General features: G+C 69.2%; 20 protein-coding genes and 1 tRNA gene. 12 read left to right on the top strand and 9 right to left on the bottom strand.

Going from position 1 to position 24,035, the window contains the following annotated elements; all coding sequences use genetic code 11:
- The first annotated feature begins 26 nt into the window (after positions 1–26).
- The 9 genes from ACZ9QC_RS31800 to ACZ9QC_RS31760 all read left to right on the top strand — a co-directional run bounded on the left by ACZ9QC_RS31800 (position 27) and on the right by ACZ9QC_RS31760 (position 10,032).
- On the top strand, positions 27–2,306 hold the full coding sequence (locus tag ACZ9QC_RS31800; protein WP_472916248.1) for an FdhF/YdeP family oxidoreductase: 2,280 nt from the start codon (positions 27–29) through the stop codon (positions 2,304–2,306).
- A gap of 66 nt (positions 2,307–2,372) precedes the next feature.
- The gene (locus tag ACZ9QC_RS31795; protein WP_215454578.1) at positions 2,373–2,861 is read left to right on the top strand and encodes a hotdog fold thioesterase; all 489 of its coding nucleotides are present in this window, start codon (positions 2,373–2,375) and stop codon (positions 2,859–2,861) included.
- Positions 2,862–2,942: 81 nt separating this feature from the next.
- A complete protein-coding gene (locus ACZ9QC_RS31790; RefSeq protein ID WP_472916247.1) occupies positions 2,943–3,359 on the top strand; it encodes a hypothetical protein in 417 nt (138 codons plus the stop codon).
- Positions 3,356–4,015: a Tat pathway signal sequence domain protein gene (locus tag ACZ9QC_RS31785; RefSeq protein ID WP_472916246.1), complete on the top strand. Its 660-nt coding sequence runs from the start codon at positions 3,356–3,358 to the stop codon at positions 4,013–4,015. Before ACZ9QC_RS31790 ends, ACZ9QC_RS31785 begins: the two co-directional genes overlap by 4 nt.
- Positions 4,016–4,294: 279 nt before the next feature.
- On the top strand, positions 4,295–5,524 hold the full coding sequence (locus tag ACZ9QC_RS31780) for a branched-chain amino acid ABC transporter substrate-binding protein (protein ID WP_472916245.1): 1,230 nt from the start codon (positions 4,295–4,297) through the stop codon (positions 5,522–5,524).
- A gap of 113 nt (positions 5,525–5,637) precedes the next feature.
- Positions 5,638–6,570 carry a branched-chain amino acid ABC transporter permease gene (locus tag ACZ9QC_RS31775; RefSeq protein WP_472916244.1) on the top strand — a complete coding sequence of 311 codons (933 nt, stop codon included), beginning with the start codon at positions 5,638–5,640 and terminating at the stop codon, positions 6,568–6,570.
- Between the two features lie 5 nt (positions 6,571–6,575).
- Positions 6,576–8,402: a branched-chain amino acid ABC transporter permease gene (locus ACZ9QC_RS31770; protein ID WP_472916243.1), complete on the top strand. Its 1,827-nt coding sequence runs from the start codon at positions 6,576–6,578 to the stop codon at positions 8,400–8,402.
- Positions 8,403–8,407: 5 nt separating this feature from the next.
- Positions 8,408–9,319 (top strand): ABC transporter ATP-binding protein, encoded by a 912-nt coding sequence (locus ACZ9QC_RS31765; protein WP_472916242.1) that lies wholly within the window; start codon positions 8,408–8,410, stop codon positions 9,317–9,319.
- Positions 9,316–10,032: an ABC transporter ATP-binding protein gene (locus tag ACZ9QC_RS31760; RefSeq protein ID WP_472916241.1), complete on the top strand. Its 717-nt coding sequence runs from the start codon at positions 9,316–9,318 to the stop codon at positions 10,030–10,032. The genes ACZ9QC_RS31765 and ACZ9QC_RS31760 overlap by 4 nt, the downstream gene beginning before the upstream one ends.
- Before the next feature lie 96 nt (positions 10,033–10,128).
- Here ACZ9QC_RS31760 and ACZ9QC_RS31755 read toward each other — a convergent pair whose 3' ends face one another.
- Positions 10,129–10,782 (bottom strand): ANTAR domain-containing response regulator, encoded by a 654-nt coding sequence (locus ACZ9QC_RS31755; RefSeq protein ID WP_215454584.1) that lies wholly within the window; start codon positions 10,780–10,782, stop codon positions 10,129–10,131.
- 94 nt (positions 10,783–10,876) lie between these two features.
- Here ACZ9QC_RS31755 and ACZ9QC_RS31750 point away from each other — a divergent pair.
- Together ACZ9QC_RS31750 and ACZ9QC_RS31745 are read left to right on the top strand one after the other, a co-directional pair.
- A tRNA-Leu gene (locus ACZ9QC_RS31750) sits at positions 10,877–10,959 on the top strand.
- A gap of 87 nt (positions 10,960–11,046) precedes the next feature.
- The gene (locus tag ACZ9QC_RS31745) at positions 11,047–11,835 is read left to right on the top strand and encodes a helix-turn-helix domain-containing protein (RefSeq protein WP_472916240.1); all 789 of its coding nucleotides are present in this window, start codon (positions 11,047–11,049) and stop codon (positions 11,833–11,835) included.
- A 4-nt stretch (positions 11,836–11,839) separates the two neighbouring features.
- On the opposite strand, the gene pyk is transcribed toward ACZ9QC_RS31745, so the two are convergent.
- Both pyk and ACZ9QC_RS31735 read right to left on the bottom strand, forming a co-directional pair.
- Positions 11,840–13,276 carry a pyruvate kinase gene (gene pyk / locus ACZ9QC_RS31740; RefSeq protein WP_472916239.1) on the bottom strand — a complete coding sequence of 479 codons (1,437 nt, stop codon included), beginning with the start codon at positions 13,274–13,276 and terminating at the stop codon, positions 11,840–11,842.
- Between the two features lie 111 nt (positions 13,277–13,387).
- Positions 13,388–14,098 carry an SIMPL domain-containing protein gene (locus ACZ9QC_RS31735; protein ID WP_472916238.1) on the bottom strand — a complete coding sequence of 237 codons (711 nt, stop codon included), beginning with the start codon at positions 14,096–14,098 and terminating at the stop codon, positions 13,388–13,390.
- Between the two features lie 178 nt (positions 14,099–14,276).
- On the opposite strand from ACZ9QC_RS31735, the gene ACZ9QC_RS31730 reads away from it, so the two are divergent.
- Entirely contained in the window at positions 14,277–16,088 is a 1,812-nt protein-coding gene (locus ACZ9QC_RS31730) for a 5'-nucleotidase C-terminal domain-containing protein (RefSeq protein ID WP_472916237.1), read from the top strand.
- 6 nt (positions 16,089–16,094) lie between these two features.
- Here ACZ9QC_RS31730 and ACZ9QC_RS31725 read toward each other — a convergent pair whose 3' ends face one another.
- The 6 genes from ACZ9QC_RS31725 to ACZ9QC_RS31700 all read right to left on the bottom strand — a co-directional run bounded on the left by ACZ9QC_RS31725 (position 16,095) and on the right by ACZ9QC_RS31700 (position 23,957).
- Positions 16,095–17,258 carry a GDSL-type esterase/lipase family protein gene (locus ACZ9QC_RS31725; RefSeq protein ID WP_472916236.1) on the bottom strand — a complete coding sequence of 388 codons (1,164 nt, stop codon included), beginning with the start codon at positions 17,256–17,258 and terminating at the stop codon, positions 16,095–16,097.
- A gap of 64 nt (positions 17,259–17,322) precedes the next feature.
- Entirely contained in the window at positions 17,323–18,759 is a 1,437-nt protein-coding gene (locus ACZ9QC_RS31720) for a lysine N(6)-hydroxylase/L-ornithine N(5)-oxygenase family protein (RefSeq protein ID WP_472916235.1), read from the bottom strand.
- Complete coding sequence (locus ACZ9QC_RS31715; RefSeq protein WP_472916234.1) at positions 18,756–20,129, bottom strand: pyridoxal phosphate-dependent decarboxylase family protein; 1,374 nt, start codon at positions 20,127–20,129, stop codon at positions 18,756–18,758. The genes ACZ9QC_RS31720 and ACZ9QC_RS31715 overlap by 4 nt, the downstream gene beginning before the upstream one ends.
- A 211-nt stretch (positions 20,130–20,340) precedes the next feature.
- Positions 20,341–22,845 carry an aminopeptidase N gene (gene pepN / locus ACZ9QC_RS31710; RefSeq protein ID WP_472916233.1) on the bottom strand — a complete coding sequence of 835 codons (2,505 nt, stop codon included), beginning with the start codon at positions 22,843–22,845 and terminating at the stop codon, positions 20,341–20,343.
- A 90-nt stretch (positions 22,846–22,935) separates the two neighbouring features.
- Complete coding sequence (locus tag ACZ9QC_RS31705) at positions 22,936–23,460, bottom strand: response regulator (RefSeq protein WP_472916232.1); 525 nt, start codon at positions 23,458–23,460, stop codon at positions 22,936–22,938.
- A 71-nt stretch (positions 23,461–23,531) separates the two neighbouring features.
- Positions 23,532–23,957, bottom strand: coding sequence for a chorismate mutase (locus ACZ9QC_RS31700; RefSeq protein ID WP_472916231.1), 426 nt, complete (start codon positions 23,955–23,957; stop codon positions 23,532–23,534).
- Between the last annotated feature and the right edge of the window lie 78 nt (positions 23,958–24,035).

The raw sequence follows: 24,035 nt of genomic DNA, 5'->3' as shown, positions 1-24,035 counted from the left end.
AGCACGTATGCGAATGGGGAGCAGCCATGGCCGGCAAGGCGCCGAAGAATGATCCGGTTCAGGACGCGCCCCAGATCGCGGAACCCAAGCACACCGCGGCGGGGCTGCCGGCGATCGGGCACACCCTGCGGATCGCGCAGCAGCAGATGGGCGTGAAGCGGACCGCGCTGACGCTGCTGCGGGTCAACCAGAAGGACGGCTTCGACTGCCCGGGCTGCGCCTGGCCGGAGCCGGACCACCGGCACACGGCGGAGTTCTGCGAGAACGGCGCGAAGGCGGTCGCCGAGGAGGCCACGCTCCGCCGGGTCACCCCCGAGTTCTTCGCCGCCCACAGCGTGGCCGATCTCGCCACGCGCAGCGGCTACTGGCTGGGACAGCAGGGGCGGCTCACCCACCCCATGTACCTCCCCGAGGGCGGCGACCGGTACGAGCCGGTGTCCTGGGACCGCGCCTTCGACATCGTCGCCGAGGAGCTGAAGGCCCTCGCCTCCCCCGACGAGGCGCTCTTCTACACCTCAGGGCGCACCAGCAACGAGGCCGCGTTCCTGTACCAGCTGTTCGCCCGTGAGTTCGGCACGAACAACCTGCCGGACTGCTCCAACATGTGCCACGAGTCGTCGGGCTCCGCGCTCAACGAGACCATCGGCATCGGCAAGGGCAGCGTCCTGCTGGAAGACCTCTACAAGGCCGATCTGATCATCGTCGCCGGGCAGAATCCGGGGACCAACCACCCGCGGATGCTCTCCGCGCTGGAGCGGGCCAAGGCCAACGGCGCGAAGATCATCACCGTGAACCCGCTGCCCGAGGCCGGGCTGGAGCGGTTCAACAACCCGCAGACGCCGCAGGGCATCCTCAAGGGCGCCGCCCTCACCGACCTGTTCCTCCAGATCCGCATCGGCGGCGACCAGGCCCTGTTCCGGCTGTTGAACAAGCTGATCCTGGAGACCGAGGGCGCGGTCGACGAGGAGTTCGTCGCCGAACACACCCACGGCTTCGAGGAGTTCACCGAGGCCGCCCGCGCCGCCGACTGGGACTCGACGCTCACCGCGACCGGCCTCACCCGCGAGAAGATCGACGAGGCGCTGCGCATGGTCCTCGCCTCGCGGCGGACCATCGTCTGCTGGGCCATGGGGCTCACCCAGCACAAGCACTCGGTGCCGACCATCCGCGAGGTGGTCAACTTCCTTCTGCTGCGCGGCAACATCGGCCGCCCCGGCGCCGGTGTCTGCCCGGTGCGCGGCCACTCCAACGTGCAGGGCGACCGCACGATGGGCATCTTCGAGCGGCCCGCCCCGGCGTTCCTGGACGCCCTGGAGAAGGAGTTCGGCTTCGCCCCGCCCCGGGAGCACGGCTACGACGTCGTACGGGCCATCAAGGCCATGCGCGACGACAAGGCGAAGGTGTTCTTCGCGATGGGCGGCAACTTCGTCTCGGCGTCCCCCGACACGGAGGTCACGGAGGCGGCGATGCGCCGGGCACGGCTGACCGTGCACGTGTCGACGAAGCTGAACCGCTCGCACGCCGTCACGGGCGCGCGGGCGCTGATCCTGCCCACCCTGGGACGCACCGAGCGCGATCTCCAGGGCAGCGGCGAGCAGTTCGTGACCGTCGAGGACTCCATGGGCATGGTGCACGCCTCACGCGGCCGCCTGAAGCCCGCGAGCGAGCAGCTGCTGTCCGAGCCGGCCATCGTGTGCCGGCTCGCCCGCCGGGTCCTCGGCGAGGAGAGCCGCACGCCCTGGGAGGAGTTCGAGAAGGACTACGCGACCGTCCGCGACCGCATCGCGCGCGTGGTGCCCGGCTTCGAGGACTTCAACGCGCGCGTGGCCGACCCGTCCGGCTTCGCCCTCCCGCACGCCCCCCGCGACGAGCGCCGCTTCCCCACCGCCACCGGCAAGGCCAACTTCACGGCCGCGCCGGTGGAGTACCCGCGGCTGCCCGAGGGCCGTCTGCTGCTGCAGACGCTGCGCTCGCACGACCAGTACAACACCACCATCTACGGCCTGGACGACCGCTACCGGGGCATCAAGAACGGACGCCGGGTGGTGCTGGTCAACCCCGACGACGCGCGGGAACTGAAGCTCGCCGACGGGTCGTACGTGGACCTGGTGGGCGAGTGGAAGGACGGCGTCGAGCGGCGCGCGCCCGGCTTCCGGGTGGTGCACTACCCGACGGCGCGCGGCTGCGCGGCCGCCTACTACCCGGAGACCAACGTCCTGGTGCCGCTGGACTCCACCGCCGACACCAGCAACACCCCGGCCAGCAAGTCCGTCGTGGTCCGTCTGGAACAATCGTCCACCGACTGAGCGTTTGCTCAGCACACTGGCGCACCCCCGCCGGCGGCGCAGGCGATCGACGACGAACGGAGCCCCATGGGCGAGCAGCACCACGTGAAGTTCCCGCAAGAGGTCATCGACGAGTACGCGAGTCTCGGCATCGACCTGGTCGCGATGTTCTCCGCCGGACACCTGGGCACCCGGATGGGCGTACAGATCGTGGAGGCCTCGGCGGACCGGGTCGTCGGCACGATGCCGGTGGAGGGCAACACCCAGCCGTACGGGCTGCTGCACGGCGGCGCGTCCGCCGTGCTGGCGGAGACGCTGGGCTCGGTCGGCTCCATGCTGCACGCCGGCAGCTCCAAGATCGCCGTCGGTGTGGACCTGAACTGCACCCACCACCGGGGCGCGCGGTCCGGGCTGGTGACCGGTGTCGCCACCCCCCTGCACCAGGGCCGCTCCACGGCGACGTACGAGATCGTCATCAGCGACGAGGCGGGCAGGAGGGTGTGCACGGCCCGGCTGACCTGTCTGCTGCGGGACGCCCCCGCCGCCCCGGACGCGAGGGCCCGGAACGCCGAGTGAGACGTACGGACGAGGGGCGGGCCGGCGCCAGGGCCTGTTCGCCTCTGGTCCCCCGGGGCGCACAGGCTCTAGCGTCAGGGCATGGCAACGGGAGGAGCCCTCTGGCCGGGGGCCGCGCTCGGGCCGGCGCTGCTGATCGGCGTCCTGGTCACCGGGTGCGCGGGGGCGGGACCGACCGACGGGACCGCGGGCCCCTCGACGACCGCGCGGGACGGCGGATCGCCGTCACCGTCGGCCACCCCGCCCGAGGACCTGTGCGCGAAACTCGTCACGCACTGGTCGCTGGAGGTGCTGGACGGCGACGCCTATGGGGACTATCAGTCCATGGGACTGTCGAACGGGCAGTACGACCTCCTGCGGGAGGTCGTCGACGAGGCCAGGGCCGAGAAGAAGCGCGCCGGTTCCGCCGCCGCCCGGCGGCTGATCGAACAGCGGGCCCGCACGGGCTGCCAGGAGTGGTACCGCTCGGGCGGTCCCGGCGAGGGGCCCTGGAGTTGAGCGGGGTCGGCCCCGTGGAGCCGGGCGAGGGCACGCGCGCGTGGGACACGACGGACGACGCGACGGCCCCGGACACCGCGTCCCCACCCGAACCGCCGCGCGGACGGTACGCCCAGGTGTACGCCCGGCACCGCCGGGCCGTGCTCGCGGGCGCGACGGCGGTGGTCGTACTCGTCGGCGGCGGCTACCTCTACACGGCCCGACCCACAGCGGCACCGACACCGCGGCCGACGCCGCGCGAGACGCCGTACCCCTCCCAGGCCGTCATGGTCGACTACCTCGGCCCGGTGGCGCGGTCCGACCGGACGCCGCGCGGCCGCTTCGGCTTCGAGATGGAGCTGAGTGTGCGGTACGGCCCCGCGGTCACCGTGGACCGGATGACCCAGCCCTACGCGGGACTGTCCCTGCGCACGACCCCGAGGACTCCGTTCCGGATCGGGACGAAAGAGGCGCTAAAGATCGTCGTCACCATGCGCGTCCTCGAATGCGGGAAAGCACCGGAGAACGCCGGACTTCCGTTCCTGGATGTAACTCTACGTAATACGCGCGCAATAGAAGCGCACAGTTTCATCCTGGGCGAGCGCTACGCACAAGACCTCTCCGACGCTCTTCGAGTAGCCTGCGGCAACGATTCCACGTCATCACCAAAAAGCTGAACACTCCTGAACACACCCGCGCCGACCCTGCACGTTCTCACTATGTGGACAGGGCGAATCGGCCTGAATTCCGCGCATCCACCCACTGAGTACCGCTCTGCATTACCTCGTGTCATAACAAGAGAGTCACAGCCTTCGTCAGACTCTCCTCCACGTTCCCCACACACGCTTAGAGTCACGGCCAGTCACCGCGCCAACGGAATCGAAGTCACGTCTTCGGCCCAGCGCTCGACTCGGCCACTTCCAACAGGAAGGGCCGTGCCAGGGAAAGGACTGATCGTGCGTCAACGTTCGCTCATCGCCATCACCGCCGCGCTGGCGGCGGGAGCACTCACTCTCACCGCCTGCGGTTCGCGCGAAGAGGGCAACGGCGGCTCGGAAGCCGAAGGTGGCACCACTGTCGTCATCGGCGTCGACGCCCCGCTGACCGGTGACCTCTCCGCGCTGGGCCTCGGCATCAAGAACTCCGTGGACCTCGCCGCCAAGACCGCCAACAAGGACAAGTACGTCGAGGGCATAACCTTCAAGATCGAGGCCCTCGACGACCAGGCGCAGCCCTCCTCGGGCCAGCAGAACGCCACCAAGCTCGTCGCCGACAAGAACGTCCTCGGCGTCGTCGGCCCGCTGAACTCCTCGGTCGCCGAGTCCATGCAGAAGGTCTTCGACGACGCCAAACTCGTCGAGGTCTCCCCCGCCAACACCAACCCGGCCCTCACCCAGGGCCCGGACTGGCAGAAGACCAAGACCCGCCCCTACAAGTCGTACTTCCGCACCGCGACCACGGACGCCATCCAGGGCCCGTTCGCCGCGCAGTACGTCTACAACGACGCCAAGAAGAAGAAGGTCTTCGTCATCGACGACAAGAAGACCTACGGCGCCGGCCTCGCCGCCACCTTCTCCGCCGAGTTCAAGAAGCTCGGAGGCAAGATCGTCGGCACCGAGCACATCGACCCCGAGGCCAAGGACTTCTCCGCGGTCGCCACCGAGGTCAAGTCCTCCGGCGCCGACGTCGTCTACTACGGCGGCGAGTACCCCCAGGCCGGCCCGCTCAGCAAGCAGATCAAGGCCGCCGGCGCCAAGATCCCGCTCGTCGGCGGTGACGGCATCTACAGCGGCGAGTTCATCAAGCTCGCCGGCTCCGGCAGCACCGGCGACCTCGCCACCTCCGTCGGCGCGCCCGTCGAGGAACTGCCCTCGGCCAAGGAGTTCGTCGCCAACTACGAGGCCGCAGGCTACAAGGAGGGCTACGAGGCGTACGGAGGCTACTCCTACGACTCGGCCTGGGCGATCATCGAAGCCGTGAAGAAGGTCGTCGAGGACAACGACGGCAAGCTTCCCGACGACGCCCGCGCCAAGATCACCGAAGCCATGCAGGGCGTCTCCTTCGACGGTGTCACCGGCAAGGTCTCCTTCGACGAGTACGGCGACGCCACCAACAAGCAGCTGACCGTCTACGCCGTCGAGGGCGGCGAGTGGAAGGCCGTGAAGTCCGGCACCTACACCGGCTGATCCACACCCGCACCTAAACCCATGAGCCGCGCGGGGCGCCGCACCACTGGCGCCCCGCGCGGACTCACATCCGGTCAACCCCCTCGACAATCCGAAGTCTCGGAGGACATGCGGTGAACGAACTGCCGCAGCAGCTGGTCAACGGCCTGCTACTGGGATCCATGTACGGGCTGGTCGCCATCGGCTACACGATGGTCTATGGCATCGTCCAGCTCATCAACTTCGCCCACGGAGAAATCTTCATGGTGGGCGGATTCGGCGCCCTCACCATGTACCTGTACGTGCTGCCCGACGGCACGTCCATGTGGGTGGCGCTGCCCCTCATGCTCATCGGCGGCATCCTCGTCGCCGTACTCGTCGCGGTCGGCGCGGAACGATTCGCCTACCGCCCCCTGCGCACAGCTCCCCGCCTCGCGCCCCTCATCACCGCCATCGGCCTCTCCCTCGCCCTCCAGCAGGCGGTATGGGCCTGGTACCCCGACGCCCGGTCCTCTCTCACCTTCCCCCAGATCGACGGCGGCCCCTTCGAGATCGGCAACGTCACCATCCAGACCGGTGACATCTTCCTCCTCCTCGCCGCCCCCATCAGCATGGCGATCCTGGCGTACTTCGTGATGAAGACCCGCACCGGCCGCGGCATGCAGGCCACCGCCCAGGACCCGGACACCGCCAAGCTCATGGGCATCAACACCGACCGCATCATCGTGGTCGCCTTCGCCCTCGGCGCCGCCTTCGCCGCCGTCGGCTCCGTCGCCTACGGCCTCAAGTACGGCGAAGTCCAGTTCCGCATGGGCTTCATCCTCGGCCTCAAGGCGTTCACCGCCGCCGTCCTCGGCGGCATCGGCAACATCTACGGCGCCATGCTCGGCGGCCTGGTCCTCGGCGTCGCCGAAGCCCTCTCCACCGCCTACATCAGCGACATCCCCGGCATGGACCAGTTCGGCAGCCAGTCCTGGGCCAACGTCTGGGCCTTCGCACTCCTCATTCTCGTGCTCCTCGTCAGGCCCCAGGGCCTGCTCGGTGAGCGCGTGGCGGACAGGGCGTGACACCGATGACCACACAGACCACCACACCCCAGGCCGACGCCAAGACGATCGCCGGCACCCCGCACAGCCTCGTGGGCATCCCCCCGCACATAGGCCGAGCCCTCGCCACCGGCGGCGGCGCCCTCACCGTCGTCTCCACCTTCCTGGCCTGGACCTGGACCTCCGCCTTCCCCGGCGACCTCACCGTCTACGGCTACCCCGGCGGCCTCCAGGTACTCGTCCTCATCGGCGGCGCCCTCACCGCACTCCTCGGCCTGTCGTCGTACGGAGTCAAGGGCCTGCGCTGGCTGACCCCCGCAGGCGCCGACGGCGCCCTCAAACTGGCCGCACTCGGCACCTTCACCACCACCTGGTACACGATCATCGCGATCACCGCCAAGCTCGGCGGCCTCGTCAACCTGGAACCCGGCGCCTGGATCGCGGGCATCACCAGCCTGGCCGCCCTCCTCGGCGCCCTCGCACTGCCCTACGCACGACCCGAGACCGAGCCCGGCGACCCGGACGACACCGGCTGGGACAAGTTCCGCCACAACGCGCGCAACCAGTGGACCGTCGTCAAGGGCACCTTCGCCTCCGGCACCGCCACCCCCGCACGCCAACTGCCCGCGTACGCCGAGATCCTGATCATCGTCGCCGCACTCGCCCTCGGCCTCACCGTCTTCACCTACGGCATCGGCACCGAGTACGACGAACTGTTCATCGGCTTCCTCATCACCGCGGGCTTCTGCTTCGGCGCAGCCTCGAAGGCCGGCCTCGTGGGCCGGGTCTCCGCACTCACCGCCAAGCACCGCAACGTGACGATGATCGGCGCGTTCGTCGCCGCCGCCGCCTTCCCGTTCACCCAGTCCGACGACCAGTACGCGACGATCGGCGTCTACATCCTGATCTTCGCCACCGTCGCCCTCGGCCTGAACATCGTCGTCGGCCTCGCCGGCCTCCTCGACCTCGGTTACGTCGCCTTCCTCGGCGTCGGCGCCTACACCGCGGCCATGGTCTCCGGCTCCCCCTCCTCCCCCTTCGACATCCAGCTGCCGTTCTGGGCCTCCGCCCTCCTCGGAGCCGTCGTCGCCATGATCTTCGGCGTCATCATCGGCGCCCCGACCCTGCGACTGCGCGGCGACTACCTCGCCATCGTGACGCTCGGCTTCGGTGAGATCTTCCGGATCGCCGTCCTCAACATGGACGGCACCTCCGGCCCCGACATCACCAACGGCTCCAACGGCATCTCCTCGATCCCGAACCTCAACATCCTCGGGTTCGACTTCGGCCAGGAACACACCTTCGCCGGCTTCACCATCGCCCGCTTCGCCAACTACTTCCTGCTGATGCTCCTCATCACACTGGTAGTAGTCGTCGTCTTCCGGCGCAGCAGCGACTCCCGCATCGGCCGCGCCTGGATCGCCATCCGCGAAGACGAGACCGCCGCCCTCGCCATGGGCATCAACGGCTTCCGCGTCAAGCTCATCGCCTTCGCCCTCGGCGCCGCACTCGCCGGCCTCGCCGGCACCGTCCAGGCCCACGTCACCTACACCGTGACACCCGAGCAGTACCAGTTCGCCGCAGTCGTCCCGCCCAACTCGGCCTTCCTCCTCGCGGCGGTCGTCCTCGGCGGCATGGGCACCATCAGCGGACCCCTCGTCGGCGCCGCACTGCTCTACCTCATCCCGTCCAAGCTCCAGTTCCTGGACGACTACCAGCTCTTCGCATTCGGACTCGCACTCGTCCTGCTGATGCGCTTCCGACCGGAGGGCCTCATCCCGAACCGGCGCCGCCAGCTCGAATTCCACGAAGAGGCCGAAGCGCCCACGGTCCTCAGCAAGGCAGGGGCCTGACCACCATGACTACCGACACCACCACCAAGGACACCGCCCCGGGCCCCGACGCCCCCGGCGAGACCGTCCTCGACGCCCGCGGCGTCACCATGCGCTTCGGCGGCCTCACCGCCGTACGCAACGTCAACCTCACCGTCAACAGCGGCGAGATCGTCGGACTCATCGGCCCCAACGGCGCCGGCAAGACGACCTTCTTCAACTGCCTCACCGGCCTCTACATCCCCACCGAGGGAGAAGTCCGGTACAAAGGCCAGGTCCTGCCGCCCAAGTCCTTCAAGGTCACCGCGGCCGGCATCGCCCGCACCTTCCAGAACATCCGTCTCTTCGCCAACATGACGGTCCTGGAAAACGTCCTCGTCGGACGCCACACCCGCACCAAGGAAGGCCTCTGGTCCGCCCTCCTGCGCGGCCCCGGCTTCCACAAGGCGGAAAAGGCCTCCCGCGAACGAGCCATGGAACTCCTCGAGTTCGTCGGCCTCGACGCCAAGGCCGAACACCTCGCCCGCAACCTCCCCTACGGCGAACAGCGCAAGCTCGAAATCGCCCGGGCACTCGCGAGCGAACCCGGCCTGCTCCTCCTCGACGAGCCCACCGCCGGCATGAACCCCCAGGAAACGCGGACCACCGAAGAACTCGTCTTCGCCATCCGCGACAAGGGCATCGCCGTCCTCGTCATCGAGCACGACATGCGGTTCATCTTCAACCTCTGCGACCGCGTCGCCGTCCTCGTCCAAGGCGAAAAACTCGTCGAAGGCGACAGCGCCACCGTCCAGGGCGACGAACGCGTCGTCGCCGCCTACCTCGGCGAACCCTTCGAAGACGCACCCGGCCAGGACGAGGTCGCCGAAGTCGAAGCCGCCGAAGCACACGCCGAGGCCACGACCGACGCAGCGCCCGGCAAGGAGAACGACCGATGACCGCACTCCTCGAAGTCGAAGACCTCCGGGTCGCCTACGGCAAGATCGAAGCCGTCAAGGGCATCTCCTTCAAGGTCAACGCCGGCGAGGTCGTCACCCTCATCGGCACCAACGGCGCCGGCAAGACCACCACCCTGCGCACCCTCTCCGGCCTCCTCAAGCCCGTCGGCGGCCAGATCAAGTTCAACGGCAAGTCACTCAAGAAGATCCCCGCGCACGACATCGTCGCGCTCGGACTCGCCCACTCCCCCGAGGGGCGGCACATCTTCCCGCGCATGACCATCGAGGACAACCTCCGCCTCGGCGCCTTCCTGCGCAACGACAAGCCCGGCATCGAGAAGGACATCCAGCGCGCCTACGACCTCTTCCCCATCCTGGGCGAACGTCGCAAGCAGGCCGCCGGAACCCTCTCGGGCGGTGAACAGCAGATGCTGGCCATGGGCCGCGCGCTCATGTCCCAGCCGAAACTGCTCATGCTCGACGAGCCCTCCATGGGCCTCTCCCCGATCATGATGCAGAAGATCATGGCCACCATCGCCGAACTGAAGTCCCAGGGCACCACCATCCTGCTCGTCGAACAGAACGCCCAGGCGGCGCTCTCCCTCGCCGACCAGGGTCACGTCATGGAGATCGGCAAGGTCGTCCTCTCCGGCACGGGCTCCGACCTGCTGGTCGACGAGTCGGTCCGCAAGGCCTACCTCGGCGAGGACTGACCTCCGGCCCACCGACGACGAGGCCCGCACCCCCCCTTTCAGGTAAGGGGTGCGGGCCTCGTCGTGTGTCTCGTGCGCGTCCTCCGAACGGCAGGATCAGCCCTTGGACGCCTTCTTCTCGTCGGCGTCCTGGATGACCGCCTCCGCCACCTGCTGCATCGACATCCGACGATCCATCGACGTCTTCTGGATCCACCGGAACGCCGCCGGCTCCGTCAACCCGTACTCCGTCTGCAGAATCGACTTCGCGCGGTCCACCAGCTTGCGCGTCTCCAGGCGGAGGGTGAGGTCGGCGACCTCCTTCTCCAGCTCCTTCAGCTCCGTGAACCGCGACACCGCCATCTCGATGGCCGGCACCACGTCACTCTTGCTGAACGGCTTCACGAGGTACGCCATCGCCCCGGCGTCCCGGGCACGCTCGACCAGGTCGCGCTGCGAGAACGCGGTCAGCATCAGCACGGGCGCGATGCGCTCCTCCGCGATCTTCTCGGCCGCGGAGATCCCGTCCATCTTCGGCATCTTCACGTCCAGGATCACCAGATCCGGCTGGTGCTCACGGGCCAGCTCGATGGCCTGCTCGCCGTCTCCGGCCTCCCCCACGACGGAGTAGCCCTCCTCTTCGAGCATCTCCTTGAGATCGAGACGGATCAGCGCCTCGTCCTCGGCGATGACGACACGGGTCGTCAGCGGAGGCACGTGCGACTTGTCATCGTCGTCGGCGACGGGCTGGGGCGACTCGGGGGCGGTCACGGGGGCTCCTCGTTCGGGGCGGGGTACTGCTGACAAGAGGGTACCTAGCTGCGGGTTACTCCGGTGAACCGGTACACTCCTTCCGGGCTGTCACGCCGGGTTGATGGAAGGGTAGACATGATCGCCTCAAAAGCGATTGCCTGAAAGGGCGTGCGGGTTCGAATCCCGCACCCGGCACCTCTGACCAGGAAGCGGATGTTCACGTTCTCGTGAACATCCGCTTTTTGCTGCACGCAGTCGCGATCATTGACACAGAGTGGTCGCATGTACTTCCATGGCACTGAAGTGCGGCAGAAGGCCCTGACTTTGCTACGGGGCGGCACCAAAAACGCAGAGGTCGCCCGGAGGCTGAACGTGCCGCTGGGAACCATCGGTTACTGGAAGCATCTCGACCGGGCGAAGCGCGGCGAGTGCCCCGGACGCCATGGCCCGCCATGCCCTCGCTGCGACGGGCGAGAACTCGACGAATCGGCCTACAGCTACCTGCTCGGGCTGTATCTCGGCGACGGTCACATCATCCAGAACCGCGCGATGCGAGTGCCCAGCCTCTCCATCGCATGCGCCGATGCGCACCCAGGGCTCATGGACGAATGCGAGAAAGCCCTGCGAGCGGTGTTTCCCGGTAACTCGGTCTGCCGAGTCCACCGAAAGGGCTGCCGAGAGGTAAAGCTGTACTCCAAGCACCTACCATGTCTGTTCCCGCAGCACGGCCCCGGCGTGAAGCACAAGCGCAGCATCGTCCTCGCCCCCTGGCAGCAAGAAATCGTCGACGCCCACCCTTGGCAGTTCATCCGCGGCCTCATCCACTCCGACGGCTGCCGCATCACCAACTGGACGACCCGTCTCGTCAGCGGCGAGCGCAAGCGCTACGAATACCCCCGGTACTTCTTCACCAACAAGTCCGACGACATCCGGCAGCTCTACACCGACACCCTCGACAAGCTCGGTGTCGAGTGGACGCACTGCACTCGTGGGGGCAACCCGTACAACATCTCCGTGGCCAAGAAGGCCTCCGTCGCCCTCATGGACACCCACGTAGGCCCCAAGTACTGACGCCCTACCGCGGGCCGTCGCCCTCGGCGATGTGGTGGACGTGGACCATGTTCGTCGAGCCCGCCACCCCCGGCGGTGAGCCCGCCGTGATCACCACCACGTCTCCCTTCTCGCAGCGGCCGTACCGCAGCAACAGCTCGTCCACCTGGGCGACCATCGCGTCCGTGGAGTCGACGCGCGGGCCCAGGAACGTCTCCACGCCCCACGTGAGGCTCAGCTGGGAGCGGGTCGCCGGGTCGGGGGTGAAGGCGAGGAGGGGGATCGGGGAGCGGTAGCGGGAGAGGCGGCGGGCCGTGTCGCCGGACTGGCTGAAGGCGACCAGGTACTTCGCGTCGAGGAAGTCGCCGATCTCCGCTGCCGCGCGGGCCACGGCGCCGCCCTGGGTGCGGGGTTTGTTGTGTTCGGTGAGGGGCGGGAGGCCTGCCGCCAGCATGTCCGATTCCGCCGCCGCCGCGATGCGGCTCATCGTGCGGACCGTCTCCGGCGCGTGTTTGCCGACGCTCGTCTCGCCGGACAGCATCACCGCGTCCGCGCCGTCGAGGACCGCGTTGGCGACGTCGCTGACCTCGGCGCGGGTCGGCCGGGAGTGGTGGATCATCGAGTCGAGCATCTGGGTGGCGACGATGACCGGTTTGGCGTTGCGCTTGGCGAGTTTGATCACGCGTTTCTGGACCAACGGGACCTGTTCCAGGGGCATCTCGACGCCCAGATCCCCTCGCGCGACCATGATGCCGTCGAACGCCGCCACGATCTCCTCGATGGCGTGGACCGCCTGGGGTTTCTCGATCTTGGCGATGACGGGGAGTCGGCGGCCCTCCTCGTCCATGATCTGGTGGACGCGTTCGATGTCGCGGCCGGTGCGGACGAAGGACAGGGCGATGATGTCGAAGCCGGTGCGCAGGGCCCAGCGGAGGTCGTGCTCGTCCTTGTCGGAGAGGGCGGGGACGGAGACCGCGACGCCTGGGAGGTTCAGGCCCTTGTGGTCGGAGACGATTCCGCCTTCGAGGACCCTGGTGTGGACGTGGGGGCCGTCGACCGCCGTGACCTCCAGGGTGACCTTGCCGTCGTCGACGAGGATGTGTGCGCCGGGGGTGACGTCGGTGGCGAGGCCGGCGTAGGTGGTGCCGCAGCCCTCGCTGTCGCCCGTGGCGCCGTGCTCGACGGTGATGGTGAAGGTGTCGTCGCGTTCGAGGAGTACGGGGCCTTCGGTGAAGCGGCCGAGGCGGATCTTCGGGCCTTGGAGGTCGGCGAGGGTACCGACGCTGCGGCCGGTCTCGTCGGCGGCCTTGCGGACGTGCCGGTACCTCTCGTCGTGTTCGGCGTGGCTGCCGTGGCTGAGGTTGAAGCGGGCGATGTCCATGCCGGCCTCGACCAGTGCGTTGATCTGGTCGTACGAGTCGGTGGCGGGCCCGAGGGTGCAGACGATCTTTGCTCGGCGCATGGTTCGAGCCTATGGCTTACCCGCTGGTAGTGATTTGGCGGAGCGTGACTACTCAACGGCGTTCGGGTGAAGGGTATTTGACAAGTAGTCACGAACTGCGGAACGGGCTCGTCACAGGCGTGGGGGGTGCATCGTGAAGCGGGCGTTGACCTGTGCGTGGACGCGTTGGCGTTGGGGTTCGAGGTCGAGGGGTGCGGCGTCGGCGCCTTTGGCCTGGGCGGAGCGCATGAGGCCGCCGGGGGCGTTGGGGCGGAGGGGTTGGGGGGCTTCGGCGCCGATGTCGGCGAGTTCGACGAGGGCGGCGAGGGTGGTGCCGAGGGCTTCGGCGTATTCGCGGGCGCGTTGTACCGCTTCGGTGACGGCTTTCTGCCTGGCTTGCTTGTGGGCGGGTGAGTCGGGGCGCAGGGACCACCAGGGGCCGTCGACGCGGGTGAGGTCGAGGTCGGCGAGGCGGGTGGTGAGTTCGCCGAGGGCGGTGAAGTCGGTGAGTTCGGCGGTGATGTGGACGCGGCCGTGGTAGGCCTGGATGCGTTCGCCTCTGCCTTTCTCCTTCAGTTCGGGGGTGATGGAGAAGGCGCCGGTCTCCAGGCGTTCGACTGCTTCGCCGTAGGTCTTGACCAGGTCGAGGACGGTGGTGTTGCGGCGGGTGAGATCGTCGAGGGCGGCGCGGCGGTCCTTGCCGCGGGCGAGGACGGTGATTCCGATGCGGGCTGTCTCGGGGTCGACTTCGAGGTGGGCTTCGCCGCGTACGGCGATGCGGGGGGCGTCGGGGGTGCCGTAGGGGACGGCGGTGGGGTGGGCTTCCTCGCTGCTGGTGGTCATACGCCCCACTCTGTCACTGGTGGGCTGGTGGTGGGGGTGGGCTGGTCATCAGATCGAAACCTGTGGGGTCTGTTGCGGTGGGGGCGGGTCGGGTCAGAATCTACGCGCGTTGTGGTGTCGGTTGTCGACTCTGTCTACGCGCGTTGAGATCGTCCGTTTCTCCGAGGAGTGCCCCGAGATGCCCTTGAACCGCCGGAAGTTTCTGAAGAAGTCGGCCGTGACCGGGGCGGGCGTGGCCGTCGCCGGTACGGCGCTCGCTCCGAGTGCGCAGGCGGCGGAGGTGACGGCGGCCGGTGGGCAGAAGGCGCCGAAGCGGTACAGCTTCACCGTGATGGGGACGACGGACCTGCACGGGAACGTCTTCAACTGGGACTACTTCACGGACAAGGAGTTCGACGACAGGGCGCACAACGACGTCGGTCTGGCGAAGATCTCGACGCTGGTCAACCGGATCCGTGAGGAGAAGGGGCGCCGGAACACGCTGCTCATCGACGCGGGCGACACCATTCAGGGGACGCAGCTGTCGTACTACTACGCGAAGGTGGACCCGATCACCGCGAAGGGTGGTCCGGTGCACCCGATGGCGCAGGCGATGAACGCGATCGACTATGACGCGGCGGCGCTGGGCAACCACGAGTTCAACTACGGCATTCCGGTGCTGCGGAAGTTCCAGGAGCAGTGTCGTTTCCCGTTGCTGGGGGCGAACGCGCTGGACGCGAAGACGCTGCGTCCGGCTTTCCCGCCGTACAGCATGCATCGGTTGCGTACGCCGCACGGGCGGGATGTGAAGGTGGCGGTGCTGGGTCTGACGAACCCGGGTATCGCGATCTGGGACAAGGCGAACGTGCAGGGGAAGATGACGTTCCCGGGGCTGGAGGAGCAGGCGGCGAAGTGGGTGCCGAAGCTGCGGTCGATGGGGGCGGATGTCGTCATCGTGTCGGCGCACAGTGGGTCGTCGGGGACGTCGTCGTACGGGGATCAGCTGCCGTACACCGAGAACGCCGCGGGGCTGGTGGCGGAGCAGGTGCCGGGGATCGACGCGATTCTCGTGGGGCACGCGCACACGGAGATCCCGGAGTACTTCGTCACGAACAAGGAGACGGGCAAGCGGGTCGTGCTGTCGGAGCCGCTGAAGTGGGGGCAGCGGTTGACGCTGTTCGACTTCGAGCTGGTGTGGAGCAAGGGCTGCTGGAAGGTCGAGAAGGTCGCGGCGCAGGTGCTCAACTCCAACACGGTGGAGGAGGACCCGGCGATCGTGAAGATGCTGGGTGACGAGCATGAGAAGGTCGTGGCGTACGTCAATCAGGTCATCGGTACGAACGCGGCCGAGATGACGTCGGTGGAGGCGCCGTACAAGGATGTGCCGATCATCGATCTGATCAACCACATCCAGGCGGACACGGTGAGGCAGGCGCTCGCCTCCTCGGAGTACGGGTCGCTGCCGGTGTTGTCGCAGGCGGCCGCGTTCTCGCGGAGCGCGGTGATTCCGGCGGGGAACGTGACGATCCGGGATGTGGCGGGTCTGTATGTCTTCGAGAACACGCTGGAGGCTCGTCTGATGACGGGTGCGCAGATGAAGGCGTACCTGGAGTTCTCGGCGAACTACTTCGTGCAGACGGCGGCGGACGCGGTGGTCGATCCGGCGAAGCTGACGAACGCGAACGGGACGCCGGACTACAACTACGACGCGGTGAGCGGGCTGTCGTACGAGATCGACATCGCGAAGCCGGCGGGGTCGCGGATCGCGAACGTGCGGTTCGAGGGTGCTCCGCTGGCGGACGACCAGAAGTTCGTGTTCGCGGTGAACAACTACCGGGCCAATGGCGGTGGCAACTTCCCGCATGTGGCCGCGTCCCCGTTGTTGTGGTCGAACTCGGACGAGATCCGTAACACGATGATCGCGTGGGTGAAGGCGAAGGGGTCGATCGACCCGGCCGAGTTCGCTTCGGTGGACTGGAGGCTGACGCGGAACGGTACGCCGGTCTTCTAGGGGCTGCTAAAGATCCAGGAGGGACAGGTCGACGGCGTCGGCGATGGCTTTCGCGCCGGCGTCGTTGACGTGGAGGCCGTCGCCGCTGTTGTAGGTGTCGCGGATGCGGGTGGGGTCGTCCGGGTCCGCGACGGCGGCGGCGATGTCGACGACGGCGTCGAAGGGGTGGGTGTCGCCGAGGAGCCAGGTGTTGACCTCGGCGCGTACGGCCTGGCCCTCTTCGGTGTCGTAGCCGGGGTAGACGGTGCCGGCGTAGGGGCCGAGGGTGGTGCCGATGACGGTGAGCCCGGCGGTGTGGAGGCGGTCGGCGAGGGCGGTGAGCCCGGTGATCAGGTCGGCGGCGGTGGGGAGTTTGGCGGGTTCGGGGAAGGCGATGGCGCCGGGCAGGCCGAGGTCGTTGAGGCCGGTGTGGATGATGACGTGGCTGGCGCCGGGGATGTCGAGGACGTCGCGCTCGGCCCTGGAGAGCAGGTGGTGGCCGATCTCGTCGGTGAGGAGCCGGTTGCCGGAGATGCCGGTGGTGACGATCCAGCCGCGGGTGAGGCGGCGGTCGAGCTGGGCGGGGAAGCTGTGGCCGGTGCCGGGGGTGGTGGCCATGCCCTCGATCCAGGAGTCGCCGAAGGCGACGGCGATGCGGGTGGTGGCGGGGGCGAGGACGTCGATGCCGGTGACGAAGTGCCCGGTGACGAGTTCGTCGGACTCGTCGAGGGATGCGGCGGTGAGCTGGTCGCCGGGGACGGCGTGGCCGATGTCGTGGGGGATGGCGCAGTAGGTGGTGGGGCCGGTGTCGCCCGGGAGGTAGAGGCTGAGGGCGAGTTCGCGGCCTGCGGTGACGGGGGTGATGACGGGGTCGCTGATGATCTCCTCGCCGGGTGGGACGGTGGCGGTGGGGGTGCCGGCGAAGAGGAGGGTGACGTCGGTGGTGGGGTCGATGGTGCTGCCCTCGACGCGGTGGGCGAGGTGGGCGCCGCCGATCTCCAGGGGGGTGCGGCCGTAGCGGTTGCTGAGGCGGACGCGGAGGGCTTCGCCGGTGCCGGTGGGGCGCAGGGTCTGGCGTACCGTCTGGTCGGTGAAGCCTCGGACTTCGAAGAGCGTGAAGGCTTCGTGGGGGTCGATGACGGCGGATCGGTGGGCTGCGATCCAGGTGGTGCCTGTGTGGGTGCTGACCATGACCGAAAGGTAGGCATCTTTCTTGCAGCCGTCACTACTTCTGCCCTACTTCTTTGCCTTTCGATTACCGGACGTCGACGAGGGGTGTGAGGGGGACGGCGGAGCCGGGTCGGCGCGCGGGCGGGATCTGTGGCCGGGGTTCGAGGCCGAAGGTGGTGAAGGCGGTGCGGCCGGGCAGGGGGTAGGGCTCCTTGCCGGTGAGGGTGTTGAGGATGGTGGCGCTGCGCCAGGCGGCGAGGCCGAGGTCGGGAGCGCCGACGCCGTGGGTGTGCAGTTCGGCGTTCTGGACGTAGACGTGGCAGCCGGAGGCGGTGACGGACGGGTCGAGGATCATCCGGAACCTCTCGTCGACGCGGGGCCGTTCGCGGCTGTCGCGCCGCATGTACGGGTCGAGGCCGGCGAGGACGCGGTCCAGGGGGCGTTCGCGGTAGCCGGTGGCGAGGACGACGGCGTCGGTGGTGAGGCGGGAGCGGGTGCCCTGTTCGCTGTGTTCGAGGTGGAGTTCGACCTTGGTGGTGGCGAGCCGGCCCGCGGTGCGGACGTGGACGCCGGGGGTGAGGACGGCGTCGGGCCAGCCGCCGTCGAGGGTGCGGCGGTACAGCTCGTCGTGGATGGCGGCGATGGTGTCGGCGCCGATGCCCTTGTGGAGCTGCCACTGGGCGGCGACGAGCCGGTCGCGGGTGGGTTCGGCGAGGGCGTGGAAGTAGCGGGTGTAGTCCGGGGTGAAGTGTTCGAGGCCCAGCTTGGAGTACTCCATGGGTGCGAACGCCTCGGTGCGGCCGAGCCAGTGCAGACCCTCGCGGCCGGCGGGCCGGTGCCGGAGCAGGTCGAGGAAGACCTCGGCGCCGGACTGTCCCGCGCCGATGACGGTGACGTGTGGGGCGGTCAGCAGGCGGTCGCGTTCGCCGAGGTAGTCCGCGGCGTGGACGACGGGCACGCCGGGTGCCTCGACGAGCGGCTTGAGGGGGTCGGGGACGTACGGTTCGGTGCCGACGCCGAGGACGATGTTCCGGGCGTGGGTGCGGCCGATCTCCTCGACCTCTCCGTCGGCGTCGAGTCTGCTGAAGTCGACCTCGAACAGGTCCCGTTCGGGGTTCCAGCGGACGGAGTCGACCTGGTGGCCGAACCGCAGTCCGGGCAGGTTCTCGGCGACCCAGCGGCAGTAGGCGTCGTACTCGGCGCGCTGGATGTGGAACCGCTCGGCGAAGTAGAACGGGAAGAGGCGGTCGCGGGTCCTGAGGTAGTTCAGGAAGGACCAGGGGCTGACCGGGTCGGCGAGGGTGACCAGGTCGGCCAGGAACGGCACTTGGACGGTGGCGCCGTCGATGAGCAGGCCGGGGTGCCAGTCGAAGCCGGGGCGCTGTTCGTAGAAGACGGCGTCGAGTTCGGCGAGGGGGTGGGCGAGGGCGGCGAGGGAGAGGTTGGCCGGTCCGATGCCGACGCCGACGAGGTCGCGGGGGGCTTCGGGGTCGGGCCGGTCGTGGGCGGGGGTGGTGCTCATGTGGGGGTGTGTCCTTCGGCGAGGCTTGCGAGGTCTACGAGCTTCAGCAGGGCGGTGAGGTCGTCCGGCCGGGCGTGGGGGTTGAGCAGGGTGGTCTTGAGCCACAGCCGGTCGTCGAGTAGGGCGCGGCCCAGGACGGCCCGGCCGTCGTGGAGGAGCCGGCGGCGGATGCCGGCGACGGTGGTGTCGGGGGCTGCGGCGGGCCGGAAGAGGACCGTGCTGAGGGTGGGCCGGTCGTAGAGCTCGAAGCCGGGGTGTGCCTCGATGGTGGCGGCGAACTCCTGGGCAAGGGCGCAGACTTGGTCGACGAGTGCGCCGAGGCCGGTGCGTCCCAGGGTTTTCAGGGTGACGGCGGTCTTGAGGATGTCGGGCCGTCGGGTGGTGCGCAGCGACCGGCCGAGGAGATCGGGCAGGCCGGCTTCGGTGTCGTCGTCGGCGTTGAGGTAGTCGGCGTGCTGGGCGAGGGCGGCGAGGTCGGTCGTGTCCCGTACGGCGAGGAGTCCGGCGGCGACCGGTTGCCAGCCCAGTTTGTGCAGGTCGAGGGTGATGGTGTGGGCGCGGGTGAGGCCGTCGAGGCGGGCGCGGTGCCGGTCGCTGAAGAGGAGGCCGCCGCCGTAGGCCGCGTCGATGTGGAGCCGGGCTCCGTGGTCGCGGCAGAGGTCGGCGAGGGCGGGCAGGGGGTCGATGAGTCCGGCGTCGGTGGTGCCGGCGGTGGCGGCGACGAGGAGGGGGCCCTGGAGGTGGGTGAGGGCGTCGTCCAGGGCGGCGGGGTCGAGGGTGCCGGCGGGGGTGGGGATGACGACGGGTTCGGGCAGGCCCAGCAGCCAGGCGGCGCGGACGAGGGAGTGGTGGGCGTTGGCTCCGCAGACGAGCCGTACGCCGGGGTGCGTCTCGCGGGCCAGGAGCAGGGCGAGTTGGTTGGACTCGGTGCCGCCGGTGGTGACCAGGGCGTCGGCGGCGCCGGTCTCCTCGGCCAGGGCGCGGGTCACGAGTGCTTCGAGGGCGGAGGCGGCCGGGGCCTGGTCCCAGGAGTCGAGGGAGGGGTTCAGCACGGAGACGGCGAGGTCGGCCGCGGCGGCGACGGCCAGGGGCGGGGTGTGCAGATGGGCCGCGCAGAGGGGGTCGGCCGGGTCGGCGGTGCCTGCGGCGAGGGCTCGGACCAGGCGGTGCAGGGCGTCCGGGTCGCCGTCGGCGGGCAGCGGCTCACCGAGTGCGTCCCGCACCGCCGCCGCGACCGCCTCCGGGCCGCCGGCGGGGAGGGGGCCGCCCCGGGCCTCGGCCCCTTCCCGCAGCGCGTCGAGCACGGTGTCGAGCAATGGCCGGAGCGCGTCGGGACCGTGGGGTCCCGAGGCGAGAGGCGCAGCGGTCATGGATTCCTCCGAGCACGGGGAATCCCATTTTGTACGCCAATCGGGTGCTGACCCTGAAAAAGCCGTTGATTACAGCCAAAAGAGGGTACGCGAGAACACCTTCAACTGCAGCGCGCCCTGAAGGGGCGTGGGGAACTGCGCGGCCGCCGGCCACCGGCAACCGCAAGCCCGCAGCGAACCCGAGCCCTCACGGCGGAACCCGAGAACGGCTCTACGCTTCGCGAACCCGCAGCGCCCGCCCCAGGTCGTCCAGCTGGTCCACCAGCTTCCGCCGCAGCGCGGGAATCACCTCGCCGTCCTGAAGGCACCGCTCCCCCAGTCCCAGTGTGTCCGGGTCCACCGCGTACACCGGGAACGCCCACCGTCCGGCGGCTTCCGCGATCGCCGGTCCGCGCCGGGCGGCCAGCGAGACCGCGTCGGCCCAGTAGCGCTGGACGTACTCCGTGAGGAGGTCCGCCTGTTCCGGCTGCCAGAAGCCTTGGGCGGTGGCGGTGAACAGGTAGTTGGAGAGGTCGTCGGTGCTGAACATCGCCTCCCAGGCGGCCCGCTTGGCCTCGGGGTCGGGCAGTGCGGCGCGGCAGCGGGCGGCGCCCTCGCGGCCGCTGGCGCTGGGGTCGAGCTCCAGTTCCGCGTCGATGGTGGCGGTGTCGACCGCGCCGAGGACGGCGAGCCGGCCGAGGACGCGCCAGCGCAGTTCGGGGTCGAGTTCGGGTCCGCCGGGGACGGTGCCGTCGGCGAGCCAGGCGGCGATGGTCTCGGGGTGGGCGGCGACGTCGATGAAGTGGCGTACGGCGGTGAGGCGCAGGCCGGGGTTGTCGCCGTCCTCGGTGCGGCGGATGAGGTCGCGGCACAGGGAGGCGAGGGTGGCGAGGCCGGTGGCGCGCTGTTCGGGGGCGAGGTAGCGGTCGGCGACCTGGGTGCCGGCGAAGGCGAGGACGCCTTGGACGATGGCGAGGTCGGTCTCGCGGGGGAGGTGGGTGCGGGCGGCCTCCAGGTAGGCGGTGGGCGGGAGTTCGGCGTCGCGTACGGCGTCGCGCAGGGCGTTCCAGACGACGGCGCGGGTGAGCGGGTCGGGCAGGCCGCAGAGGTGGCCGGTGACGGCGGTGAAGGAGTCGGGGTCGAAGCGGACCTTGGCGTAGGTGAGGTCGCCGTCGTTGAGGAGGAGGAGTGCGGGCCGCTTGCCGATGGGCTGGTCGGCGGTCTGGGGGAGGTCGAGTTCGACGCGGTCGCGGAGGGTGAGGTGGCCCTGGTCGTCGCCGTGGTCCCGGTCGTAGAGGCCGACGGCGATGCGGTGGGGGCGGCTGCCGGCGTGGTCGACGGTGAGGGTGTAGGTGCCGTCGGCGGCGCGGGTGACCTTGGGGGTGAGGGTGTCGACGCCGGTGGTGCGCAGCCAGGCGTCGGCCCAGGCGTGGACGTCGCGTTCGGTGGCGCCGGCGAGGTTGTCGATGAAGTCGGCGAGGGTGGCGTTGCCGAAGCGGTGGCGGGTGAAGTGGGCGTTGATGCCGGCGAGGAAGTCCTTCTCGCCGAGCCAGGCGACGAGTTGGCGCAGGGCGGAGGCGCCCTTGGCGTAGGAGATGCCGTCGAAGTTGAGGAGGGCGGCGGCGGTGTCGTCGACGTTCTCCGGGGCGACGGGGTGGGTGGAGGGGCTCTGGTCGGCGTCGTAGCCCCAGGCCTTGCGGGCGACGCCGAAGTCGACCCAGGTGTCGGTGAAGCGACTGGCCTCGGTGAGGGTCTGGTAGCCCATGTACTCGGCGAAGGACTCGTTGAGCCAGATGTCGTCCCACCACTTGAGGGTGACGAGGTCGCCGAACCACATGTGGGCCATCTCGTGGGCGATGACCATGGCGCGGGTCTGGCGTTCGGTGTCGGTGACGGCGGAGCGGTAGACGAACTCGTCGCGGAAGGTGACGAGGCCGGGGTTCTCCATGGCGCCGGCGTTGAACTCGGGGACGAAGGCCTGGTCGTAGGAGTCGAAGGGGTACGGCTCCTCGAACTTCTCGTGGTAGCGGTCGAAGAGGGCGCGGGTGACGTCGAGGATCTCGTCGGCGTCGGTGTCGAGGTGGAGGGCGAGGGAGCGGCGGCAGTGGATGCCGAAGGGCAGGCCGCGGTGTTCGGTGCGGACGGAGTGCCAGGGGCCGGCGGCGACGGCGACGAGATAGGTGGAGATCAGCGGGGTGGTGGCGGCCCGCCAGGTGCCGTCGTCGTGTCGTTCGGTGATGCCGTTGGCGAGGACGGTCCAGCCTTCGGGGGCGGTGACGGTGAGGTCGAAGGCGGCCTTGAGGTCCGGTTGGTCGAAGGCGGCGAAGACGCGCTGCACGTCGTCCATGAAGAGCTGGGTGTAGACGTAGGTCTCGCCGTCGGTGGGGTCGGTGAAGCGGTGCATGCCCTCGCCGGTGCGGGAGTAGCGCATGGCGGCGTCGACGCGCAGTTCGTGGTCGCCCGGGGTGAGGCCCTTGAGGGGGAGGCGGTTGCCGTCGAGGGTCGCCGGGTCGAGGGGTTCGCCGTCGAGGGTGACGGAGCGCAGGTCTGCGGGCTTGAGCTCGACGAAGGTGTCCGCGGCCTTCTTCTTCCCCCGCACGGTGAAGTGGATGGCGGTACGGGAGTCGAAGGTCTCGTCGCCGCGCGTGAGGTCGAGTGCGATCTCGTAGCGGTGGACGTCGAGGAGCCGAGCACGGGCATGCGCTTCGTCGCGCGTCAGTACGGACATGAGGGACATGCTGCCTGATGCCCTTGTCGCAGGACAGGGGCGGGCCTGGTACGCGACCTATGTCCGGTCGTACGCGCCGTGCGCCCGGCCGTATGCGGCCTATGCCCGGTCCTTCGCGCCGTCGTGCTGCGCGGGGACGCGCTCCTTGTCGTGGCGGCCGTCGTCGCTGTGGCGCTTGACGTCGTCGTGGTCCTTGAGGCGTGCGCGCAGGTCGCGGACTTCGCGTTCGAGGGCGTGGGCGCGTTCGTGGGCGTCGTAGAGGTAGCGGACCTTGGTGCGCAGGGCCCAGGGGTCGATGGGTTTCATGACGAGGTCGGCGACGCCGAGGCGGTAGGCGGTGGCGGTGAGTGCGGCGTCGGGGCCGAAGCCGGTGAGGAGGATGACGGGGATGTGCTGGGTCTGTTCGACGCCGCGCATGTAGCGGACGACGTCGAGGCCGCTGACGCCGGGCATGCGGACGTCGAGGAGGAGCAGGCCGACCTGGCCGCGGAGGACTTCCTTGAGTGCCGCGTCGCCGCTGGTGGCGCGGGTCAGCAGGTAGCCCAGTGGGGCCAGGGCGCTCTCCAGGGCGTACAGCGTGTCCTCATGGTCGTCGACGATGAGGATCTTGGCTTCCGACGGCATGGCCTCTCACCGTGTGTGGTCGATTCCTGACGAGGAGTGCTCACGCAGGATGCCCTGTGGAGGACTCGATGTCACTCCCCCGGGTTCGGTGCCTTGCCTGCGGGGGCGTCCGCGTTCGTCGTGCCGGTCGCGTTCGTGCTGGTCGTGTTCGTCGTGCCGGTCGTGTTCGTCGTGCCGTTCAGGGCGTCTTCCGCGATGCGCTCGTGGTGCCGGATGACCTCGGCGATGATGAAGTTCAGCAGTTTCTCGGCGAACGCCGGGTCGAGCTTGGCGCTTTCGGCGAGACCGCGCAGCCGGTTGATCTGCTGGGACTCGCGGCCCGGGTCGGCGGCGGGCAGGTGGTGCTCGGCCTTGAGGTGGCCGACCCGCTGGGTGCACTTGAAGCGTTCGGCGAGCATGTGGACGACGGCCGCGTCGATGTTGTCGATGCTGTCGCGCAGCCGGTTCAGTTCGGCCCGTACCTCGGCGTCGACCTCGTCTGTGTTGCTGGTGGTCATGGTCGTCACCCTACGACGCCCCGGTTCGGCGCCCGCACCGGCTTAGAGTGGAGGGTATCGAGACGTCTTCCGGGGGTG

Source organism: Streptomyces sp. HUAS MS02 (assembly GCF_055702265.1).
The sequence above is the reverse complement of the archived record's forward strand: the minus strand, read 5'-3'. Positions and strand labels throughout refer to the sequence as shown.

Coding starts and splice junctions, on each gene's coding strand:
- ACZ9QC_RS31800 (WP_472916248.1), top strand. CDS start 27: ATGGCCGGCAAGGCGCCGAAGAATGATCCGGTTCAGGACGCGCCCCAG.
- ACZ9QC_RS31795 (WP_215454578.1), top strand. CDS start 2,373: ATGGGCGAGCAGCACCACGTGAAGTTCCCGCAAGAGGTCATCGACGAG.
- ACZ9QC_RS31790 (WP_472916247.1), top strand. CDS start 2,943: ATGGCAACGGGAGGAGCCCTCTGGCCGGGGGCCGCGCTCGGGCCGGCG.
- ACZ9QC_RS31770 (WP_472916243.1), top strand. CDS start 6,576: ATGACCACACAGACCACCACACCCCAGGCCGACGCCAAGACGATCGCC.
- ACZ9QC_RS31765 (WP_472916242.1), top strand. CDS start 8,408: ATGACTACCGACACCACCACCAAGGACACCGCCCCGGGCCCCGACGCC.
- ACZ9QC_RS31760 (WP_472916241.1), top strand. CDS start 9,316: ATGACCGCACTCCTCGAAGTCGAAGACCTCCGGGTCGCCTACGGCAAG.
- ACZ9QC_RS31745 (WP_472916240.1), top strand. CDS start 11,047: ATGTACTTCCATGGCACTGAAGTGCGGCAGAAGGCCCTGACTTTGCTA.
- pyk (WP_472916239.1), bottom strand. CDS start 13,276: ATGCGCCGAGCAAAGATCGTCTGCACCCTCGGGCCCGCCACCGACTCG.
- ACZ9QC_RS31735 (WP_472916238.1), bottom strand. CDS start 14,098: ATGACCACCAGCAGCGAGGAAGCCCACCCCACCGCCGTCCCCTACGGC.
- ACZ9QC_RS31730 (WP_472916237.1), top strand. CDS start 14,277: ATGCCCTTGAACCGCCGGAAGTTTCTGAAGAAGTCGGCCGTGACCGGG.
- ACZ9QC_RS31725 (WP_472916236.1), bottom strand. CDS start 17,258: ATGGTCAGCACCCACACAGGCACCACCTGGATCGCAGCCCACCGATCC.
- ACZ9QC_RS31720 (WP_472916235.1), bottom strand. CDS start 18,759: ATGAGCACCACCCCCGCCCACGACCGGCCCGACCCCGAAGCCCCCCGC.
- ACZ9QC_RS31715 (WP_472916234.1), bottom strand. CDS start 20,129: ATGACCGCTGCGCCTCTCGCCTCGGGACCCCACGGTCCCGACGCGCTC.
- pepN (WP_472916233.1), bottom strand. CDS start 22,845: ATGTCCCTCATGTCCGTACTGACGCGCGACGAAGCGCATGCCCGTGCT.
- ACZ9QC_RS31705 (WP_472916232.1), bottom strand. CDS start 23,460: ATGCCGTCGGAAGCCAAGATCCTCATCGTCGACGACCATGAGGACACG.
- ACZ9QC_RS31700 (WP_472916231.1), bottom strand. CDS start 23,957: ATGACCACCAGCAACACAGACGAGGTCGACGCCGAGGTACGGGCCGAA.